This window comes from Nocardiopsis sp. CNZ308 (genome assembly GCF_004217075.1).
The window spans coordinates 4,954,360-4,974,513 of the sequence record NZ_SHKJ01000001.1; the positions used below are offsets into that span (position 1 = coordinate 4,954,360).

The following is a 20,154-nucleotide window of genomic DNA, read 5'->3' on the forward strand; positions in this document are numbered from 1 at the left end:
GCCGAGGGCCGTGCCGGGCCGGGTCGTCCTCCGCCCCGGCCCGCTACCCGACCCGTCGCGGGGATAACACCCGGCGCCCCCGGTGCCCCCGCACCGCCGTGTCCACAGGGGTTGCGGTGTGCCCCGCGACACCCGAAAAATAATTAATTACTATTTATTCTTGACGTTACCTGAGTCACTCTGGCATGCTCTCCACCAGTTGAGGAAGGCGTCCGCGCAGGTGAGCGCGTACGCCCTACGCCAAGGAGGACCCCATGGGCAGACGACCGCCGCGCCCCCCGGGCCGAGCGCTCGCCGCTCTCACCGCCGCCCTGTGCGTGCTGCTGCTCGCCGGATGCGGCGCCAGGCTCGGCGAGGACGGCCGCATCGGCGTCGTCTACATGGACGCGCAGGGCTTCTACGCGGGAGTCCGCGAGGGCATGCAGAACTACGCCGACGACTCCGGACGCGAGCTCCAGCTCCTGGAGCTCAACGCCCGCGGCGACGCCTCGGAGGAGAGCACCTTCGTGGACGTCGTCTCCTCGGCCGACGTCGACGCCCTCGTGCTCTCCCCCGTCTCGGCCACCGCCTCGGTGCCCGCCGTGCGCCTGGCGCACGAGAGCGGGATCCCGGTGATCTGCTACAACACCTGCATCGAGGACGAGGCCGCCAAGGAGTACGTGACCTCCTACATCCTGGGCGACCCCCACGAGTTCGGGCGCCTGCTGGGCGAGGCCGCCGCGGACCACTTCGAGGACGAGGGAGTGGAGGACCCCCAGATCGGCGTCCTCAACTGCGAGTTCGTCGAGGTCTGCGTGCAGCGCCGCGAGGGCTTCGAGGAGGCGCTCTTCGCCCGCCTGCCCGACGCCCGGATCGTCGCCAACCAGGAGGGCGCCACCATCGACGAGGCCGTCAACGTGGGCGAGCGCCTGCTCACCGCCCACCCCGACCTCGACGCCTTCTACGGGGAGGCGGGCGGCGCCACCATGGGCGCGGTCCGCGCCGTCACCAACCGCGGCCTGGCCGGGGAGGTCGTGGTCTTCGGCAGCGACATGTCCACGGACGCGGCCCGCGCGCTGTCCGACCACCGCATCCTCAAGGCCAACGTCGACATCTCCGGGATCGCGGTCGGACTGCTGGCCGGGGAGACGGTCGAGCGCATCATCGCGGGCGAGGCCCCCGAGGAGTTCGTCACCGAGGCGCCCATCGACCTCTACACCACGCCCGAGGACGGCGAGGAGTGGCTGGAGGAGCACCCGGACGGCGTCCCCTAACCCGGCCTCCGAAGCACGTCCTCCCCCTTCGTCCCACCTGTGGAGCACCCATGAGCGACACCTCCGCCGCGCCCCCGGCCGCCACCGACGTCGTGGCCCGCGTCCGCGGCGCGACCAAGAGCTACCCCGGCGTCCGGGCGCTGGACCGCGCCGACTTCGAGATCCGCGCCGGAGAGGTCCGCGCGCTGCTCGGACGCAACGGCGCCGGGAAGTCCACCCTGATCCGCCTGCTGTCCGGCGTGGAGACGCCCGACGAGGGCGAGATCGAGATCGGCGGCCAGCCGCTCGGCCAGGGCGGCATCCGCCGGGCGGCCCAGCTCGGCGTGGGCACCGTCTACCAGGAGCTCAGCCTGGTCCCGGAGCTGTCGGCGGCCGAGAACCTCTACCTCGGCACGTGGCCCAAGGCCGCCGGGCGCATCGACTACGGCCGCATCAGGACCGGGGCCGAGGAGGTCTTCGCCGAACTCGGCGTCGACATCGCCCCCGACACCCGGGTCGGCGAACTGCCCCTGGCCCAGCAGCAGCTCGTGGAGATCGCGCGGGCCTTCCGCGCCCGGCCGCGCCTGCTCATCCTCGACGAGCCCACCAGCGCGCTCGCCGCCGGTGAGGCCGAGACCGTCCTCAAGGCCGTCGAGCGCGTCGCCTCCCGCGGCGTCGGCGTCATCTACGTCAGCCACCGCCTGGACGAGATCCGCCGGGTCGCCGACACGGTCACCGTCATGCGCGACGGCGCCGTCGTGGAGACCACGCCGGTCCGCGGCGCCACCACCCGGCACATCGTCTCCCTCATGCTCGGAGGCGAGACCAAGGAGGAGGACAGGCCGGTGCGCCGAGCCGCCGCCTCCGCGACACCGCTCCTGTCGGTCCGCGACCTGGCGGTACCGCCCAAGGTCGACGGCGTCTCCTTCGACCTGCACCCCGGCGAGGTCCTGGGCCTGGGCGGCCTCATGGGCTCGGGGCGGACCGAGATCCTGCGCGCGCTGGCGGGCTTCACCCCCTCCCGGGGGACCGTGGAGGTGGACGGCTCGCCGGTGGCCCGCCCCACCCCCCGCGCGATGAAGCGCCTGGGCGTGGGCATCACCCCCGAGGACCGCAAGGGAGAGGGCGTCGTCCCCCTCCTGGGCGTCTCCGAGAACATGGTCATGACCTGGTTCGGCGGCGCCTCCAAGGCGGGGACCGTGCTCCCCTCCCGCGTCTCGGGGATCGGCCGGGGCCTCATCGACCGGCTCTCGATCAAGGCCGCCGCGACCGACACCCCCATCGTCAACCTCAGCGGCGGCAACCAGCAGAAGGCCGTCATCGGCCGCTGGCTGCACGCCGGGAGCCGCATCCTGCTGCTGGACGAGCCCACCCGGGGCGTGGACGTCGAGGCCAAGGCCCAGATCTACGCCATCGTGCGCGAGCTGGCCGAGCAGGGGGCCGCGGTCCTCTTCGTCTCCAGCGAACTGGAGGAACTCCCGCTCGTGTGCGACCGCGTGCTCGCCCTGCGCGGAGGACGGCTGCAAGGCGAGTTCACCGGCGACGACATCACCCTGGACAACATCATGGCCGCCGCGATGGCGGCGTGAACGGCGAGGTAGAGCAATGACCACCACCACCAAGGTCACCGGCGAGGCGGTCTCCGCCCGCGGCGACCTCATCGGCCGCTACGGCCACCGCCTCAACGAGATCGGCCTCCTGGCCGCCATCCTGATCCTCTACGTCGTCCTCGGGCTCTCCGCCTCCGGGTTCCTGAGCCTGGACAACCAGCTCGGCCTGCTGCGCAACGCCGCCACGATCGGCATCGCGGCCTGGGGCGTCACCCTGGTGATCATCGCCGGGGAGATCGACATCAGCATCGGCCCGGCCGTCGCCTTCGCCTCGGTCATCGTGGCCAAGGGCGCCACCGAGTGGAACCTGGGCGTGATCGGCGCCATCATGCTCACCCTGGCCATGGGCGTGCTGTGGGGCGCCCTCGCCGGGTGGCTCCGGGCCCGGTTCAACGTGCCCTCCTTCATCACCACGCTGGGGCTGTGGAGCGTCCTGGGCGGTATGGCGCTGTACATGACCGACGCGCTCCCCGTGCCGCTGCCCGAGAGCGGCCTGCTCGACGTGCTCGGCGGCGCCGTCCTGGGCATCCCGACCGCCGCGCTGGTCATGCTCGTGCTCTTCGCGGTCTTCGCCTACGTCGCCAAGTACACCGCCTACGGCCGCTCCGTCTACGCCACCGGCGGCAACGCCGCCGCCGCGCAGCTGGCCGGGCTCAACGTGGCCCGGGTGCGCGTCCTGCTGTTCGCCACCACCGGCCTGCTCTCGGCCATCACCGGCGTGCTGCTCGCCGCCCGCCTGGGCTCGGGCAACGGCGGCGCCGCCGCGGGGCTGGAGTTCGACGTGATCGCCGCCGTGGTCATCGGCGGTACCGCCCTGGCCGGTGGACGTGGCTCGCTCGGCGGTACCTTCCTCGGGGTCGTCTTCATCACGGTCATCGCCAACGGCCTGGTGCTGCTCGGCGTCAACTCCTTCTTCCAGGACGTGGTGCGCGGCCTCATCATCGTGGGCGCCGTCCTGATCAACGTCGTCATCAGCAGGCGCAGCGCGGCCAACCGCCTCGCCTAGCCGCTCCGAACGGGGGAAACACAGTCATGAACACCACGGCCGCCGCCACCGCGCTCCCCGAGACCATGCGCGGGGTGCGCCTGCCCGGGGACTCGACCGCGGTCCTGGACACCCTGCCCGTGCCCGAGCCGGGCCCCGGACAGGTGCTGATCCGGGTCGGAGCATCGGGCATCTGCGGCAGCGACATCGGCTTCATCTACCACGAGCACAAGACGCACCGGGGCGTCGAGGGCCCCGCCTACCAGGGCGTCGTCGCGGGCCACGAGCCCTCGGGCACGGTCGTGCAGGCCGGGCCGGGGTGCCGCAGGTTCGGCCCCGGCGACCGGGTCATCGTCTACCACATCGCCGGGTGCGGGCTGTGCGACAACTGCCGCCGCGGCTTCATGATCAGCTGCACCGACCCCTCCCGGGCGGCCTACGGCTGGCAGCGCGACGGGGGCCACGCCGAGTACCTGCTGGCGGAGGAGTCCACCTGCGTCCCCCTGCCCGACGAGCTGTCCTTCGTGGACGGCGCGCTCATCGCCTGCGGGTTCGGCACCGCCTACGAGGGGCTGCGGCGCATCGGGGTCAACGGCGACGGCGACCTGCTCGTCGTGGGCCTGGGCCCGGTGGGGCTGGCGGCCGGGATGATCGGCCGGGGCATGGGCGCGGCCCGCGTGATCGGGGTGGAGCCCGACCAGCGCCGCCGCGAGTGGGCCGCCGACCTGGACGTCTTCGACGCCCTGGCCTCGCCCGAGGAGGCGGCCGAGGAGATCGCCCGCGTCACCTCCGGCCGGGGCGCGGCCACGGCCATCGACTGCTCCGGGTCGCGCCCGGGCCGCTCCCTGGCCCTGGAGAACGCCGCCGAGTGGGGCCGCGTCTCCCTGGTCGGCGAGGGCGGCACCTTGGAGACCGAGGTGTCGGACACCCTCCTGCACAAGCAGCTCACCCTGTACGCCTCCTGGGTGACCTCGCTGCCCGCCATGGCGGAGCTGTCGGTGAACCTGGTCCGCTGGGGCCTGTCCCCGGAGCGGGTGGTCTCCGACCGCTTCGACCTCGCCGACGCCGACGCCGCCTACCGCCTGGCCGCGGGCGAGAGCCGGGGCAAGGTGTGCCTGGTCAACGGAGCCGAGCGGTGAGCCGCCCCGTCGAGGTGCGGCGCGACGCCTCCGGAGCGCACGAACTCGTGGTCCTGGACAACGGCGTGCTGCGGCTGACCGCCGCCCCCGCGCTGGGCGGGCGGCTCCTGTCGGTGCGCCACCGGGGCCGCGAGCACCTGTACCGCAACCCCCGCCTGCTGGGCGAGGACCTCCAGCCGGCGGAGGGCGTGGTGCTCGGGCCGGTGGACGGGCCCATGAGCGCCTGGAACAACGTCGGCGGCGACAAGACCTGGCCCGCGCCCCAGGGGTGGGACGGCCCCGACGAGTGGGCGGGGCCGCCCGACTCCGTCCTGGACTCGGGCCCCTACACCGCCGAGACCGCCACCGCCCCCGACGGCTCCGCCGTGCTCACCCTCACCAGCGGGGACGACCCCCGCTCGGGGCTGCGGCTCGTCCGCCGCCTGACCCTGGCGCCCGACAGCGCCGCCTACCGGCTCGACCTGGAGGCGGTCAACGTCTCCGGCACCGCGCGCCGGTGGGCGCTGTGGAACGTCACCCAGCTCGACGGCGGCCCCGGCGGCCCCGGCGGGCCCGGCGTGCGTAAGGAGCAGGGCGGACGGGACGGCGCACGCGGGGTCTACGTGGGCGTGAGCGGCCCCGGCCCGCACACCGTGCCGCTCGTCGCGGGCAACGGCCGCCCCCGGGTGGTGGAGCACACGCCCTCCGTGGTGCGTGTCCCCCTCCAGGACGTGGTCGGCAAGGTCGGCTTCCCCACGGCCTCCGGATGGCTGGCCGACGTGGGTGCCCAGGGCACCCTCACCCAGCGCTTCTCCGTACGGGAGGGGGCCGAGTACCCGGACGGCGGCTCCAGGGCCGAGGTGTGGCTCGAATGCCCCGTGGACCGGCCCCTGGAGCACCTGGGCGGGCTGTGCCCGGTGGACCGCGTCACCGAGGTCGAGGCGCTGGGACCGCTCACCGAGCTCGCACCGGGGCGGTCCACGGCCCTCAGCGTCGAGTTCGGCTTCGGCACGGGCACGGGGCCGGTGGCCGAGGTGACCCCCGACGGCTTCTGGAGCGAGGAGCCCCGCTGGGGCGCCCGCGAGCCGGGAGGGCGGCGCCTGAGCGGGGTCTTCACGTCCTCGCGCGCGGGCGCGCTGGTCCACCGGGCGTCCGGCCGCACGGTCGCGCACACCCGGCCCGGCGAGCCGGCGCGCTTCGACGCCCCGGTCCCCGAACCCGACACCGACACCGCGCCCGCCGTCGTGTTCGCGCCCGACCGGGCCTGAGCACCGCGGCGCCGCAGAGCAACGACCGCTCCCGGCCCGGCCGGGGACGCAGCAGAGGACGGAACGACATGACACACACCAGGCACCGCGGAGTCACCGCCGTGGTCACCGGCGCGGCCCGCGGCATCGGTGAGGCCACCGCCCGCCGCCTGGCCGCCGAGGGCGCCTCGGTGGTGCTGACCGACCTGTCCCCGAGCCTGGAGGAGGCCGCCGAACGCATCCGCGCCGAGGGCGGACGCGCCCTGGCGGTGCGGGCCGACGTGAGCGACGAGGCCTCCTGGGACGGGGTCGTGGCGGCGGCCCGGGACGCCTTCGGTCCGGTGGGCGTCCTGGTCTCCAACGCCTACACCTTCGAGCAGGCGCCCGCCCACGAGACCACGCTCGTGTCCTGGGAGCGCCAGCTCGCCGTCAACCTCACGGGCGCGTTCCTGGGGGTGCGCGCCTGCCTGGACGACCTCTCCGCCAGCGGCGGCAGCGTCGTCATCACCTCCTCGGTCCACGCCTGGTTCGGACTCCCCGGCCGTCCGGCCTACGCCACCACCAAGGGCGGGCTCACCGCCCTGACCCGCCAGCTCGCCGTCGAGTACGGGCCGCGGGTGCGCGTCAACTGCGTGCTGCCCGGCCCCATCCTCACCGCCGCCTGGGAGGGCGTGGGCGAGGAGGACCGCCGCGACAGCGTCGCGCAGACCGCCGCGGGCCGCTTCGGCGACCCCGACGAGGTGGCCTCCGTCATCTCCTTCCTCGCCTCCGCGGAGGCCTCCTACGTCACCGGGACGAGCCTGCCGGTCGACGGAGGGTGGAGTATCTACAAGGCGTCGTCGTGACGGGACGCCCGGAACGGAGGAAGTGATGGCGGCCTACTCGGGGCGCGGTGTGCACGGCCAGACGGTGCGGTTGCTGGGGGAGCGCGTGCTCTCCGGACGGATCGGCGAGGGGGAGACGATCGACCTGGCCGCGCTCAGCGGCGAGCTCGACCTGAGCCTGACCGCGATCCGCGAGGCGATCAAGGTCCTGGCGGCCAAGGGCCTGGTCGGCTCCCGGCAGAAGAAGGGGACGTTCGTGCGCCCCCGCGGCGACTGGAACCTGCTCGACCCGGACGTGGTCCGGTGGCGGATCGCCGCGGGAGCGGGGGACGTCTTCTTCGGCGAGCTGGCCGAACTGCGCGACGCCCTCGAACCCGCCGCGGCGCGCCTGGCCGCGCTGCGCCGCACCGACGCCGACGTCGCCGAACTGCGCGCGGCGCTCACCGACATCGCCGACACCGGCCGCGGCCCGGCGGAGGAGGCCGCGCGGGCCGACCTGCGCTGGCACCGCGCGCTGCTGGCGGCCACGCACAACGAGCTGTTCACCCGCACCGACGTCTTCTTCGCCGCGGGGCTCTCCGAACGCGACCGCCTGGTCCACGGCGGCGCCCACGACGACCCGGTGCCCACCCACGGCGCGGTCACCGAGGCCGTCGCCGCGGGCGACCCGCGCGCCGCCGAGTCCGCCATGCGCTCCCTGCTGGAGCAGGCCAGGGAAGACCTCCTCCGCGTCACCGAGGACGACGCGGCCGTAGACGATCTGGAGAGATCTCAGTGAGAATCACCCGTATCGAGACCTTCCTGGTCCCGCCCCGGTGGCTGATGTGCCGGGTGGAGACCGACGACGGCGTCGTGGGCTGGGGCGAGCCCGTGGTGGAGGGGCGCGCGGAGACCGTGCGCGCCGCGGTCGAGGAGCTGTCCGAACTCCTCCTGGGCCAGGACCCCGCGCCCATCGAGTACCACTGGCAGCGCCTCACCAAGGCCGCGTTCTACCGGGGCGGGCCCGTCCTGTCCAGCGCCGTCGCCGGGCTCGACCAGGCGCTGTGGGACATCGCGGGCAAGCGCCTGGGCGTCCCCGTCCACCGGCTCCTCGGCGGCCCCGTCCGCGACCGGGTGCGCGTGTACGGCTGGGTCGGCGGCGACGACCCGGCCGAGCTGGCGGAGGCGGTCGCGGCCCGCGTGGAGTCCGGGCTCACCGCCGTGAAGATGAACGCGTCCGGGGTGATGGGGCGCTCGGCCACCGTGCGCGAGATCGACGGCGTCGTGGAGCGCCTGGCCGGGGTGCGCGACGTGCTCGGCCCGGACCGGGACGTGGCGGTGGACTTCCACGGCCGCTTCAACGCGGCCACCGCCCGCCGGGTCCTGCCCCTGCTGGAGCCCCTGCGCCCCATGTTCGTGGAGGAGCCGGTCCTGCCCGAGTACGGGCACCTGCTCGGCGACGTCGTGCGGTCCAGCCCGGTGCCCATCGCCACCGGCGAGCGCCTGTTCGGCCGGACCGAGTTCCTGCCCGCGCTCCAGGCGGGGGTCGCGGTCGTCCAGCCCGACCTCTCCCACGCGGGCGGGGTCTCCGAGGTGCGCCGGATCGCCTCCCTGGCCGAGACCTACGACGCCCTGCTGGCCCCGCACTGCCCGCTCGGCCCCGTGGCCCTGGCCGCGAGCCTGCAGGTCGCCTTCGCCACGCCCAACTTCCTCATCCAGGAACAGAGCATGGGCATCCACTACAACCGCGACGCCGAACTGCTCGACTACGTCCTGGACACCGAGTTCTTCGCCTTCCCCGACGGGCACATCCACCGCTCCGAGGCCCCGGGGCTGGGCGTGAGCGTGGACGAGGACGCCGTGCGCGCGGCGGACCGGATCGGCCACCGCTGGAGGCCGCCGGTGTGGAGCCACCAGGACGGGTCCTTCGCGGAGTGGTGAGGAAGAGGGGAGTGACGCGCATGCTGTGCGAACCGTGGAGCACCGACCGCTTCGAACTGGGGGAGGGGCTGCGCCGGCACGGCCGGGACCTGCTCATGGTGGACATCCTCACCGGCCGCCTCCTGAGGCTCGACCCCCGCACGCCGGGACCGGCCGAGGTGGTCGCCGCCCTGGACGTCCCCCTGGGCGCGGTCGCCCCCGTCCGGGGTGAACCGGGGAGGTTCGTCGCGGCGGCGGGCACGGGCGTGGCGCTGCTGGCCGGGGGCGGAGCGCCGGAGTGGCTGGCCAGGCCCGAGGACGGCGCGGCCACGCCGATGCGGATGAACGACGGCTGCTGCGACCCGGACGGGAGGTTCTGGGCCGGGTCGATGGCCTACGACGGCACCCCCGGGGCCGGTTCGCTCTACCGCGCCGACCCCGACGGCCGGGTCACCCGGGTCCTGGAGGGCTACACCGTCCCCAACGGCCCCGCCTTCACCGCCGACGGCGCCCGCATGTACCTCGCCGACAGCGCCGAGGGCCGCATCGACGCCTACGAGATCTCCCCCGACGGCATCCCCGGGGAGCGGACCGTCTTCGCCCGGGTCGGGGACGGCAGCCCCGACGGGATGCAGGTCGACGCCGAGGGGCACCTGTGGGTCGCGGTCTGGGGCGCGGGGAGGGTGCACCGCTACGACCCCGACGGAACCCTGGAGCGCGTGGTGGACCTGCCCGCCGCCCAGCCCACCAGCGTGTGCGTCGTCGACGCCCCCGACCCCCGGCTGTTCGTCACCTCGGCCTCGACCGGCCTCGACCGCCCCGGGCCCGGCGACGGCGCCCTCTTCTCGGTTCCCGTGGACGTGTCCGCCCCCGCGGCCCAGCCCTTCGGAGGAAACCCGTGACGCCCCAGGTCACCTGTGTCGGCGAGACCATGCTGCTGCTCACCGCGGCCGAACCGGTCCCCCTGGACGGCGCCCCGCTCCTGTCCATGGGCACCGCGGGCGCGGAGTCCAACGTCGCGTGCGCCCTGGCCGCCCTCGGGCACCGGGCCGCCTGGCTCAGCGGAGTGGGGGACGACCCCTTCGGGCGGGTGGTCACCCGGAGCCTGCGTGAACGCGGCGTGGACGTGTCCGGCGTGCGGACCGACCCCGACCGGCCCACCGGCCTGCTGGTCAAGGACCCCTCGCCCTCGGGCAGCGCGGTCCACTACTACCGCGCGGGGTCGGCCGCCTCGGCCCTGGGCCCCGAACTGGCCGAGCACCCCCTCGTCCGGACGGCGGGGGCGGTGCACCTGTCGGGCGTCACCCCGGCGCTCTCGCCCGGCTGCGACGCCCTGGCCGAGCGCCTGCTGGCCGACCCCGCCCTGACGGTGAGCTTCGACGTCAACCACCGGCCCCGCCTGTGGAGGGAGGGGCAGGCGGCCCCCCGCCTGCTGGAGCTGGCCCGGCTCGCCGACGTCGTCCTCGTCGGCAGGGACGAGGCCGAGGAGCTGTGGGGCACCCCCACCGCCCGCGACGTCCGCGCGCTCCTGCCCGGCGTGGACCGCCTCGTGGTCAAGGACGCCGAGCACGGCGCCACCGAGTTCCACGGCGAGGACGAGGAGTACGTGCCCGCTCCGGAGGTGGAGGTGGTCGATCCGGTGGGAGCCGGGGACGCCTTCGCCGCCGGGTACCTGGCGGGAGGGCTGCGCGGCCTCGACGCGCGGGGCCGCCTGCGCCTGGGGCACCTGTGCGCCGGGCGCGTCCTGCGCGTGGTGGGCGACCTGGCCGACCCGCCCCCGGCGGGGCTAGTGGACGAACTGCTCGCGGTCCCCGACGACCGGTGGACCGACCAGGCTTCGGCGGCCGTGGCCGCGGTGAGAGGAGAAGGACATGAGTGACCAGGGACTGGACGGACTGTTCGGGGGGCACCGCGTACTGGCGATCCTGCGGGGCATGCCCGTGGACACCACGGTCGAACTGGCCGAGCGCGCGTGGGACCTGGGCGTCACCGCGGTCGAGGTGCCCGCCCGCGACGCCCTGGGACTGGAGGCGCTGCGCGCGACCGTCAGGGCCGGGGCCGAACGCGGCCACCCCGTGGGCGCGGGCACGGTGATCACCCCCGAGCAGGTGCGCGACGTGGCCGGCGCCGGTGCCGCCTTCACCGTCGCGCCGGGCTTCGACCCGGAGGTCATGGCCGCCTCGGAGGCGGCGGGGATGCCCCACCTGCCCGGTGTGGCCACCCCCAGCGACATCCAGGGCGTGCTCAGGGCGGGCGGCCGCTGGGTGAAGGCCTTCCCCGCCACGTCGCTCGGCACGGCCTGGTTCCGCGCCGTGCGCGGGCCCTTCCCCGAGCTGCGGATCGTGGCCACCGGCGGCATGGACGCCCGCAACGCGCGCGAGTACCTCGACGCGGGGGCGCGGATGGTGGCGGTCGGCTCGGCCCTGGCCGACCCCGAGCAGATCCCCCTGCTGGCCGAACTCGTCTGAACGCGCCCGGCGCCCCGGGGCCCAGGGAGGCCTGGGACCGGGGCGCCTCCGGGGCCCGGGAAACCCTGGGCCTTTAGGACCTCTGGGGACTCCGGGGCCCCGGGCGTACGGCCCTCGGCACCCGCGCAGGGACCCCGGGGCCCGGGCGCCCAGCCCCCGGGGCTCACGCGGGGCCTCCGCGGCCCGGGGAGTCTGAAACCCCGGCCCGGCGCCCGGGGCTTGCGCAGCCCGGGGCCTCAGGCGTCCTCGGGCGGCTCCGGGTCGCTGGCCCTGGTCAACAGGGCCGCCGACTCCTCGTCCAACCGCAGGTGGTTGGCGGGCAGGAGGTCGGCCAGCTGGCCGGTGTCGCGGGCGCTGGCCAGCACCGACGCCACGGACGGCCGGTCCGCCAGCCACGCCAGCGCCACGGCCGCCTGGGAGGCCCCGTACCGCTCGGCGACCGTGTCCAGGGCCTCCAGCACCCGCCGACCGCGCGGTTCGTCCAGGTAGGCGCGGGCCTTCCCGGCGCGCGGGCTGTCCACGTCGCCCGAACCCGGCCGGTACTTGCCGGTGAGGAAGCCGCGGGCCAGGCCGAAGTAGGGCAGCAGCGCCAGACCGCGTTCGCGCGCCAGCGGCACCAGGTCGGCCTCGATCCCGCGTTCCACCAGGTTGTACAGGGGCTGCACGCACACCGGGGCGTGCAGCCCCCGCTCCTCGCACACCTCCAGCCACGCCCGGATGCGGCCGGGCTTGTGGTTGGACAGCCCCACGTGGCGCACCACGCCCTCGTCCACCAGCTCGGAGAAGGCCTCGGCGCTCTCGGCCAGCGGGGTCTCGGCGTCGTCGAAGTGCGCGTAGTACAGGTCGATGGTCTCCACGCCCAGCCGTTCGAGCGAGGCCTTCGCGGCGGCCTTGACGTTGGACGCGGACAGGCCGCGAAAGTCGGGGTGCTCGCTGACCTTCGTGGCGATCACCATGTCGGCGGGGCGTCCGCGCGAGGCGAGCCAGCGGCCGATGACCGTCTCGGACTCGCCGCCCCGGTGGCCCCCGACCCACGCGGAGTAGGAGTCGGCGGTGTCGAGGAAGTTCCCGCCCGCCGCGGTGTAGGCGTCCAGGATCTGGAAGGAGGCGTGCTCGTCCGCGGTCCAGCCGAAGACGTTCCCGCCCAGGCACAGGGGGGACACGCGCAGGGATGACCCTCCCAGTTGGCGAAGCCGTACGTGGTTCATGTTCGCCCCGCTTTCGTCGAATGGTGGATGCGCCGACAGGCTAGGCCAGCACGTGCCGGGAAACCGGTGTTTCCTCCCTTCTCGGGGTGTCACACCGGGCGGCCGTGGCCGGAAGCGGTCACCTTCCGGCCACGCGGCCGGGTCGTCCGCGGGCCGCTGGGTAGGCTTCCCGTGCCCCAGCAGCGACGCGGCCGTGAGGTGACCCTTGAGCGACGACAGGCGTGACGACGAACGGTCCGCGGGCACCCGCAGCACCGCGGGGGGCGTCTCCGGCCACGGGGCGCTGCTCCAGGGCAGGGACTTCTCGTTCACCGTCCTCCAGGGCGGGGCCCGGGAAGGGAGCGGGGCCGAAACCCCGCCGCGCTACGCGGTGCCCGCCCCGCCGCTGTTCGTCAACCGCGTCCGCCAGCTGGCCCGGGCCCGCGCCTTCATCGCCGACGGCGGCGCCCATGCCCGGGTGCTGGTCGTCCAGGCGTCGCACCGGGGCGGCGGGGCCAGCGCGTTCGGGCTCAAGACCCTGCACGACTCCTACGCCGAGGACCCCCACCGCTTTCCCGGCGGCTACTTCTTCGCCGACGTCGAGCGCGACGGGGTCATGGAGTCCGTCAGCGAGATCCTGCGCCGGGCCGAGGTCCCCGAGGAGGACATCCCGGCCGCCCAGGACCGGCGGCGCCAGCGGCTGCGCGGCGAGTTCGACCGGCGCGGCGCGGTCGCCGTCATGGTCGACGGCCCCGTTTCGGTGAACGAGGTCCTGCCCTTCGTCGCCACCAGCCCGGGGAGCCTGACCCTGGTCGCCACCGCGCACGACCTCGACCTCGGCGAAGCCCTGCCCCACGTCCACGACGAACTGGTCGAACTCGACGCGCTGGACGAGGAGCACTCCGCCGAGCTGCTGTGCGCCAAGGCGCGCCTGGCCCCCGGCCGCGAGGACGAGCGGGCGGCGGTGGCCGCGCTGGTCCGGCTCGCCGGAGGACGCCCCGAACTGCTGCTGCGCTACGGGCGCAGGCTCTCCCGGGCCCTCCGCCGGATGGGCGTACCGGAGGCGCTGGAGGCCGTGTACCGGGAGGCGGTCGGGGAGGCGGGCCCCTCCGGGATCCCGCCCGGTGGGAGGAGCGCCCACGAAGGGCCGTCCACCGGCGCGACCCCCGGCAGGGGGCCGCAGACCGTCCCCGGTCGGGGGCCGTGCGGCCCCGGGGAGGAGCGTGACCGGCCCCGGCCGGTCGGCCGGGAGTACGCGCGGGAGTACGCGTCCCCTCCCGGGCGGCGGTCCGACGAGAGGACCGCTGACCCGAGGCCCCCCGGTGATGGAACCTCCGGTGGCACAACCTCCGACCGGGGGCCCTCGGCTGAGGTGCCTCCCGGGGCTCTGGCCGTCGCGCTGGCCTGCCACCCCGACACCGACTTCGGGGAGGCGCTGGCCCTGCGGCTGGCCCGCCTCGGACCTCCGGCGGAGTGGGGGCGGGGGTCCGAGGCGGCGGGCGGGAGTGGCGCCGACGCCGACGCGGTGCGGGAGGCGCTGGCCGCACTGGTCGAGGAGGAGGTTCTGACCGTGTCCGGGGAGGGCTCCGGGCGCCGCCACCGGTTCCTGTCCGCGCGCGCCCGGCAGACCTGCGCCGCGCGGGCGCTCGACCGGGACCGGATCCTCCGGGAGGTGCTCACCCACTACTTCGAGCGGGCCGCGGCGGCCCACAGGCTGCTGCTGCCCGGCCGCTGGCTCCAGGCCGACCTCGACGGCCGCTCGGCCTTCCCGGCGGGCGCCGCCACCGCGTACGCCTTCGCTGACCGGGAGGCCGCCCGCGCCTTCCTGGACACCGACCGCGCTGCCCTGCGCGCCACCGTCATCGAGGCGGCCGTGCGCGGCGAGTACGAGCGCGCCGCCGAACTGTGCGAGCACCTGTGGGCCCTGTGGTTCACCTCCGGCCGCTTCGCCGACGTGGTCGACACCCACACCGAACTCCTCAACCAGACCCTGGGCACCCACCGCCTGTCCCCGGCCCGGCTCTCGCGGCTGTGTGTGCAGCGCTCCATCGCCTACCGGCGCGACGACAGCCTCGCGCGGGCCCGCGAGGACGCCGAACGGGCCCTGGACCTGGCCCGCGCCGTCGCGCCGCCGCAGCCGCTGGTGCTGCTCACCGCGCTGGAGGCGGTCGGCGACGCCGCGCTGCGCGGCGGCGGGACCGAGGAGGCGGCCGACCGCTTCTCGGAGGCGCTGGAGGTCGCCGGGGTCGCGGGCGACCCGCGCGCGGTCCGCAACGCGCTGCGCAAGCTCGGCGGGGTGCGGCTGGAACAGGGCAGGGACGCGGAGGCCGAGGAGCTGCTGGTCCGGGCGCTGGACCTGGCCGCCGGGGACCCGGCGGACGACCTCCAGAACCGGGCGCGGCTCGGCGCGACCCTGGGCGACCTGCTGCTGCGGCGCGGCCGCCGGGACGAGGCCCTCGACCGGTGGGCGCGGGCCGCCGAACTGCACGGTCGCCTCGGTGACCACCGCAGGGTCGGCGACATGCACCTCAGGCGGGCCGAGGCCCTGGAACCGGTGGACGCCTCCGCCGCGCACGCCGCGCTGGAGGAGGCCCTGGCCGGGTACGAGGCGGCCGAGGACCGGCGGCAGGCCCAGCGGGTGCGCGCCCGCCTGGAGGCGGGGCAGGGGAGGTGAGGGCCGTCCCGAACCGGGCACCGCAGCCGGTGTGCCTCAGGGGGACTCCCGCGCCACCTGGACCCGGACGGCGCGGTCGCCCACCAGCACGGTGAACACGAGGCCTTCGGCGGGACCGGTCCCGGCGGCCCGGACACGGGGGTCGCGCCGCAGCCGCCAGAACGCCGAGGCGAACACCGCCGGGTCCAGGTCCCGGGCCTCCTCCTCGGGGGAGAGCCCTGCCGGGCCACGGCGGCACCGGCGGCGGGGCACCGGTGGGGAACCCCCGTGCGTCACACCGTCAACGGTTCCGGTCAGTGCGCCGGAGCGACGGCGGCGGGCCCGCGCCTACCGCGGCCCGCTCCCGCCGCCCCGGGGTTCGCCGTCCGCTCCTGTTGCCCGTCGCCCGTTCGCCGGGCCGATGCGCGCGACCCCGGCGATCCCCCTCCGGAAGCGGACGCGGCGCCTAGAGGCCGTGGGCGGAGCGGCGCGCCTCGGCGTAGCGCTCGCGCACGTGCGGCGCGTCCACGGGCTCGGCGGTGGCCTCCGGCTCGCCCGGGTCCCAGGTCGGCGCCTCGGCGGTCCCCGCCAGCGTCCAGGCCGCCTGCCGGGCGGCGCCCACGGCCACGTACTCGGCGGGCCTCGGCACGACCACCCGCGCGCCCAGGACGGTCGGCGCGACCGCGCGCACGGCGGCCGACCGGGCCGCCCCGCCCACGAGCAGCACCCGGCTGACCGGGATCCCGGTGTCGGTCATCGCGGACAGCCCGTCGGCCAGCCCGCACAGCATGCCCTCCACCGCGGCGCGGGCGATGTTCTCCGGGCGCATGTTGGACCGGCGCAGCCCGTGCAGCGACCCCGCGGCGTCGGGCAGTACCGGCGTGCGCTCGCCGTCCAGGTAGGGCAGCAGCACGACGCCCTCGGCGCCCGGCCCGGCGGCCAGCGCCAGCTCGTCCAGGCCCGCCAGGTCCACGCCCAGCATCGCGGCGGTGGCGCCGAGCACCCGGGCCGCGTTGAGGGTGCACACCAGCGGCAGGTACCGGCCCGTCGCGTCGGCGTACCCGCAGATGATGCCGCCGGGGTCCTGCGTGGGGCCCTCGCTCACGGCGAACACGGTGCCGCTGGTGCCCAGGGAGACCACCGCGTCCCCCGGACGCAGTCCCAGGCCCAGGGCGCTGCCCATGTTGTCCCCGGTACCCGGGGCCACCAGCGCGCCCGAGGGCGTGCGCCCCACGGCCTCGGCCGGTTCGGCCACGCGCGGCACCCGGATCTCGCGTCCGAAGGCCCGCGCCAGCAGGTCGGGGCGGTAGGCGTTGTCGGTCGCCGACCAGTAACCGGTGCCGGAGGCGTCGCCGCGGTCCGTGGTGGGCTCCGACCCGGCTCCGGTCAGCCGCCAGGTGAGCCAGTCGTGGGGGAGCATCACCGCGGTCGTGCGGTCGGCGTGCTCCGGCTCGTGCCGGGCCAGCCAGCGCAGCTTGCTCACGGTCAGGCTGGCGTTGGGCACGTTGTCCACGGCCTTGGCCCACTCGGCGGGGCCGCCCAGCTCCTCGATCAGGTCCAGGGCCGTCCCCGCCGAACGGGTGTCGTTCCACAGCAGCGCCGGGCGGACCACCGCGCCGACCTCGTCCACGGCGACCATGCCGTGCTGCTGTCCGGCGACGGAGACGGCGGCCACGTCGTCGAGCAGGCCGGAGGAGGCCTGTTCCAGGGCCGACCACCAGGCGTCGGGGTGGACCTCGGTCCCGTCGGGATGCGGGGCGCGGGCCTCGCGCACCACCGCGCCGCTGTCGGCGTCGCAGACCACGACCTTGCAGGACTGGGTCGAGCTGTCGATTCCGGCGACCAGGGGCATGGTTCTCGCTCCGTGAGGGCAGGGTGGGGTGGCAACCCCCACAACCTAGAGGATGGGGGCGGGTGCTGGAAAGCGTTGTCACTGTCCGTTGTCCCGTTGTGACCGTTTTCCGTCTCGGTGCTCCACGGCACGCGGCCCTTAGGCGACTAAACCGATAGGGAATGTGGTTAACTGCGGTCATGGCAGTCAGCGCACCACCACCGCACCCGCGGGCGGCCGTCTTCGACGAGCGGTGTCAGCGGCCCGTGTGACCGACGAGGACCGCTCACGACCTTCCGAAGGACCACGCCATGACCGACACCGCAGCAGCGCCCGCCGCGGCGCCCACCCCGCTCACCCTGGACCGCCTGTCCGAGCTGACCGCCGAGGTCGCCCGGGAGGTCCGCGAGGGGCTCCACGAGGTCCGCTTCGACGCACGGAACCGCTGGTCGGTCCGGCTGCGCGCCGACGACCACACCGACGTCTGGCTGATCTCCTGGACCCCCGACCAGTCCACCCGCCTGCACGACCACGCCGGTTCGCTCGGCGCGCTCACGGTCGTCGCCGGGGACCTGGTCGAGCGGTACTGGGACGCCGGGCTGCGCGAGCGCGCCCTGCCCGACGGCGGGGGAGGCCGCTTCCCGCTCGGCCACGTGCACGACGTCGTCAACGCCTCCGACTCGCCCGCCGTGAGCGTGCACGCCTACTCGCCGCCGCTGACCGCCATGCACTACTACGAGGTCGGCGGCGACGGGGCGCTGCGCCGCACCCGGAGCGTCCTGACCACCGACCCCGAACCGGACGCCCCCGTCCTGGAGGACGTGCCCGCCAGGGAGGGCCGCCGGTGAGCGCCGTCGAACGGCTCCTGGAGAGCGGCCGCGCCCGCCAGGGAGGGCCGCCGGTGAGCGCCGTCGAACGGCTCCTGGAGAGCGGCCGCGCCCGCCTGGACCGGCTCTCGCCCGCCGAGGCGCTGGCGGCCCAGCGGGCGGGCGCCCTGCTGGTCGACACCCGCCCCGCCGTCAACCGCGAGACCGAGGGGGAGATCCCCGGCGCGCTGGTGATCGACCGCAACGTGCTGGAGTGGCGGCTCGACCCCACCAGCCCGGACCGGATCCCCGAGGCCGACTCCGCCGACCGGCTCGTCGTGCTGTTCTGCAACGAGGGCTACGCCTCCAGCCTGGCCGCCGTCCAGCTCCAGGAGCTGGGCCTGACCCGGGCCACCGACATGGTCGGCGGCTACCGCTCCTGGCGGGCCCGGGGGCTGCCCGTCACCGGGCCCGCGCTCGGCGGCTGACACCCCGGACCCCTCCGCGCGGCCCCGCTCCCGGGGCCGCGCCCGGGCGTCTCAGGCCCCGGCGGAGGACACCGGTGCCAAAGGCCCCTCGTAGACGTAGCCGACCCTGCGCACGGTGGTGATGAGGCCCCCGGCGGGGCCGAGCTTGCGGCGCAGCCGGTGGACGTGTACGTCGATCGTGCGCGAGCTCCGTCCCTTCCGCGCGCCCCACACCCGCTCCAACAGCTCCTCGCGGGGGACGGCGCGTCCGGGTGAGGCGGTCAGGCAGTCCAGCAGCTCGTACTCCTGGTAGGTCAGCTCGACCTCCCGGCCGCCGGACCAGACCCGGCGGGCGCCGCGGTCCACGAGCAGCCCGGCGCGAACACGGGGCGGCGGCCGGTCGGGTGTGCGCGGCTCGTCCACGACGACGCCGTAGACCAGCATGTACCTGTCGCCGCCGGGCAGCGGCAGCACGCCGAGGAGCGAGTGCTCGGAGCCGGGTCCACCGGCCGGGGGCGGCGGGTTCCGGGGCGGTGCGGGGGCGGGTGGTGCGCCGAGAGGGCTGTGTGCGCTGGGCATGCTCCCCATGATGCGCGCACGACCCTATAATTTCTACCTGTTTAGTAGGTAATCTGATCCGTGTGGCCGATACCACGTGCCTGGAGCCCCAGAAGTGATAATTCCTACCAATTCGGTGGATTAAGCTCTGATCAGCTCCTCGGTACCCCACAGGGTCCGCGGAGCCGCACCCTCGCCGGCACCCGTACCGGCCGCCGCGGGGCCCGCCCCCGCGATCCTCCATCCACGATCACGAAGGAGCGCACCATGCGCACGACTCCAGCCGTACTCGGAGCAGCCGCCCTCACCCTGGCGCTCGCCGCCTGCGGCGCGCCCAGCGAGCAGGCCGCCGGGTCCGGCGGCGAGGGGGACGTGCTGCGGGTGGGCGTCAGCCCGGTGCCGCACGGCGACATCCTCGCCTTCATCGAGGAGAACCTCGCCGAGGAGGCCGGGCTGAACCTGGAGATCGAGGAGATCTCCGACTACAACGTCCCCAACACCGCCCTGGTCGAGGGAGAGCTGGACGCCAACTACTTCCAGCACCGCGCCTTCCTCAACGAGTGGACGGCCAACGGGCCCGACGCCGAGCTCACCTACCTGACCGACGTCCACATCGAGCGGCTCGGCCTGTACTCCGAGAGCGTCGAGAGCATCGACGACCTGCCCGACGGCGCCGAGATCGCGGTCCCCAACGACCCGGCCAACCTCGCCCGCGCCCTGGGCATCCTGGAGGCCGAGGGCCTGGTGACCGTCGACCCCGAGGCCGGGGAGTCCGCCACCGAGAAGGACATCGTCGACAACCCGCGCGACATCACGGTGACCCCGCTGGAGGCCGCGCAGCTGCCCCGCTCGATCTCCGACGTGGACGCCGCGGTGGTCAACGGCAACTACGCCATCGAGACCGACCTGCCCGAGCAGTCCAACGTCCTGGCCTGGGAGCCCGAGGGCGACGACTACGTCGAGTCCTACGCCAACGGCCTGGTGACCCTGGCCGAGAACGCCGAGGACGAGCGCGTCCAGCTGCTCGCGGAGCTGCTGCACGACGAGCGGGTCCTGGAGTTCATCCAGGAGTCCTGGCAGGGCGTGGTCCTGGCCGTGGACGCCGAGGGCGACATCGTCGAGACCGCTGCCGACGCCGACGCCAACGCCGACGCCGACGAGAGCCCCGAGGCCAGCGCCGACGACGCCACCGAGAGCCCCGAGGCCGACCAGGAGTAGCCGGGGGTCCACAGGTACGGGTCGGCGCCCGACAGGGGACCGCCGCCCGCA

The 20,154-nt window shown here is 75.1% G+C and carries 19 protein-coding genes; 15 read left to right on the top strand and 4 right to left on the bottom strand.

Annotated features, from left to right (window positions below; all coding sequences use genetic code 11):
* Positions 1–254 precede the first annotated feature (254 nt).
* The 11 genes from EV372_RS21215 (at position 255) to EV372_RS21265 (ending at position 11,383) form a co-directional block, all read left to right on the top strand.
* Positions 255–1,253 (top strand): substrate-binding domain-containing protein, encoded by a 999-nt coding sequence (locus tag EV372_RS21215; RefSeq protein ID WP_130397437.1) that lies wholly within the window; start codon positions 255–257, stop codon positions 1,251–1,253.
* Positions 1,254–1,303: 50 nt separating this feature from the next.
* Entirely contained in the window at positions 1,304–2,821 is a 1,518-nt protein-coding gene (locus EV372_RS21220) for a sugar ABC transporter ATP-binding protein (protein ID WP_130397438.1), read from the top strand.
* A gap of 16 nt (positions 2,822–2,837) precedes the next feature.
* Positions 2,838–3,848 carry an ABC transporter permease gene (locus tag EV372_RS21225; RefSeq protein ID WP_130397439.1) on the top strand — a complete coding sequence of 337 codons (1,011 nt, stop codon included), beginning with the start codon at positions 2,838–2,840 and terminating at the stop codon, positions 3,846–3,848.
* 26 nt (positions 3,849–3,874) lie between these two features.
* Positions 3,875–4,966 carry a zinc-dependent alcohol dehydrogenase family protein gene (locus EV372_RS21230; RefSeq protein ID WP_130397440.1) on the top strand — a complete coding sequence of 364 codons (1,092 nt, stop codon included), beginning with the start codon at positions 3,875–3,877 and terminating at the stop codon, positions 4,964–4,966.
* The gene (locus tag EV372_RS21235; protein WP_130397441.1) at positions 4,963–6,213 is read left to right on the top strand and encodes a hypothetical protein; all 1,251 of its coding nucleotides are present in this window, start codon (positions 4,963–4,965) and stop codon (positions 6,211–6,213) included. The genes EV372_RS21230 and EV372_RS21235 overlap by 4 nt, the downstream gene beginning before the upstream one ends.
* A gap of 68 nt (positions 6,214–6,281) precedes the next feature.
* Positions 6,282–7,037 carry an SDR family NAD(P)-dependent oxidoreductase gene (locus tag EV372_RS21240; RefSeq protein ID WP_130397442.1) on the top strand — a complete coding sequence of 252 codons (756 nt, stop codon included), beginning with the start codon at positions 6,282–6,284 and terminating at the stop codon, positions 7,035–7,037.
* Positions 7,038–7,062: 25 nt separating this feature from the next.
* Complete coding sequence (locus tag EV372_RS21245) at positions 7,063–7,794, top strand: FadR/GntR family transcriptional regulator (protein ID WP_019609046.1); 732 nt, start codon at positions 7,063–7,065, stop codon at positions 7,792–7,794.
* A complete protein-coding gene (gene dgoD / locus EV372_RS21250) occupies positions 7,791–8,936 on the top strand; it encodes a galactonate dehydratase (RefSeq protein ID WP_130397443.1) in 1,146 nt (381 codons plus the stop codon). Before EV372_RS21245 ends, dgoD begins: the two co-directional genes overlap by 4 nt.
* A 20-nt stretch (positions 8,937–8,956) precedes the next feature.
* Positions 8,957–9,817: an SMP-30/gluconolactonase/LRE family protein gene (locus EV372_RS21255; RefSeq protein ID WP_130399031.1), complete on the top strand. Its 861-nt coding sequence runs from the start codon at positions 8,957–8,959 to the stop codon at positions 9,815–9,817.
* A complete protein-coding gene (locus tag EV372_RS21260; RefSeq protein WP_130397444.1) occupies positions 9,814–10,794 on the top strand; it encodes a sugar kinase in 981 nt (326 codons plus the stop codon). The genes EV372_RS21255 and EV372_RS21260 overlap by 4 nt, the downstream gene beginning before the upstream one ends.
* Positions 10,787–11,383 carry a bifunctional 4-hydroxy-2-oxoglutarate aldolase/2-dehydro-3-deoxy-phosphogluconate aldolase gene (locus tag EV372_RS21265; RefSeq protein WP_130397445.1) on the top strand — a complete coding sequence of 199 codons (597 nt, stop codon included), beginning with the start codon at positions 10,787–10,789 and terminating at the stop codon, positions 11,381–11,383. The genes EV372_RS21260 and EV372_RS21265 overlap by 8 nt, the downstream gene beginning before the upstream one ends.
* Before the next feature lie 236 nt (positions 11,384–11,619).
* Here the strand turns inward: EV372_RS21265 and EV372_RS21270 are convergent, their stop codons facing one another.
* Entirely contained in the window at positions 11,620–12,591 is a 972-nt protein-coding gene (locus EV372_RS21270; RefSeq protein ID WP_130397446.1) for an aldo/keto reductase, read from the bottom strand.
* A gap of 205 nt (positions 12,592–12,796) precedes the next feature.
* On the opposite strand from EV372_RS21270, the gene EV372_RS21275 reads away from it, so the two are divergent.
* Positions 12,797–15,244 carry a hypothetical protein gene (locus EV372_RS21275; protein WP_130397447.1) on the top strand — a complete coding sequence of 816 codons (2,448 nt, stop codon included), beginning with the start codon at positions 12,797–12,799 and terminating at the stop codon, positions 15,242–15,244.
* A 36-nt stretch (positions 15,245–15,280) separates the two neighbouring features.
* Here the strand turns inward: EV372_RS21275 and EV372_RS21280 are convergent, their stop codons facing one another.
* Both EV372_RS21280 and xylB read right to left on the bottom strand, forming a co-directional pair.
* Positions 15,281–15,520: a hypothetical protein gene (locus EV372_RS21280; RefSeq protein ID WP_197044289.1), complete on the bottom strand. Its 240-nt coding sequence runs from the start codon at positions 15,518–15,520 to the stop codon at positions 15,281–15,283.
* A 169-nt stretch (positions 15,521–15,689) separates the two neighbouring features.
* Positions 15,690–17,075, bottom strand: a complete 1,386-nt coding sequence (xylB, locus tag EV372_RS21285) for a xylulokinase (protein ID WP_130397448.1) — start codon at positions 17,073–17,075, stop codon at positions 15,690–15,692.
* 290 nt (positions 17,076–17,365) lie between these two features.
* Between xylB and EV372_RS21290 the strand changes: the two genes are divergently transcribed.
* Positions 17,366–17,902: a cysteine dioxygenase gene (locus EV372_RS21290; protein WP_130397449.1), complete on the top strand. Its 537-nt coding sequence runs from the start codon at positions 17,366–17,368 to the stop codon at positions 17,900–17,902.
* Positions 17,903–17,955: 53 nt separating this feature from the next.
* The gene (locus EV372_RS21295) at positions 17,956–18,348 is read left to right on the top strand and encodes a rhodanese-like domain-containing protein (protein ID WP_130399032.1); all 393 of its coding nucleotides are present in this window, start codon (positions 17,956–17,958) and stop codon (positions 18,346–18,348) included.
* A 51-nt stretch (positions 18,349–18,399) separates the two neighbouring features.
* On the opposite strand, the gene EV372_RS21300 is transcribed toward EV372_RS21295, so the two are convergent.
* Positions 18,400–18,906 (bottom strand): winged helix-turn-helix domain-containing protein, encoded by a 507-nt coding sequence (locus EV372_RS21300; RefSeq protein WP_253792763.1) that lies wholly within the window; start codon positions 18,904–18,906, stop codon positions 18,400–18,402.
* Positions 18,907–19,152: 246 nt separating this feature from the next.
* On the opposite strand from EV372_RS21300, the gene EV372_RS21305 reads away from it, so the two are divergent.
* On the top strand, positions 19,153–20,103 hold the full coding sequence (locus EV372_RS21305; RefSeq protein ID WP_130397451.1) for a MetQ/NlpA family ABC transporter substrate-binding protein: 951 nt from the start codon (positions 19,153–19,155) through the stop codon (positions 20,101–20,103).
* The last annotated feature ends 51 nt before the right edge of the window (positions 20,104–20,154 follow it).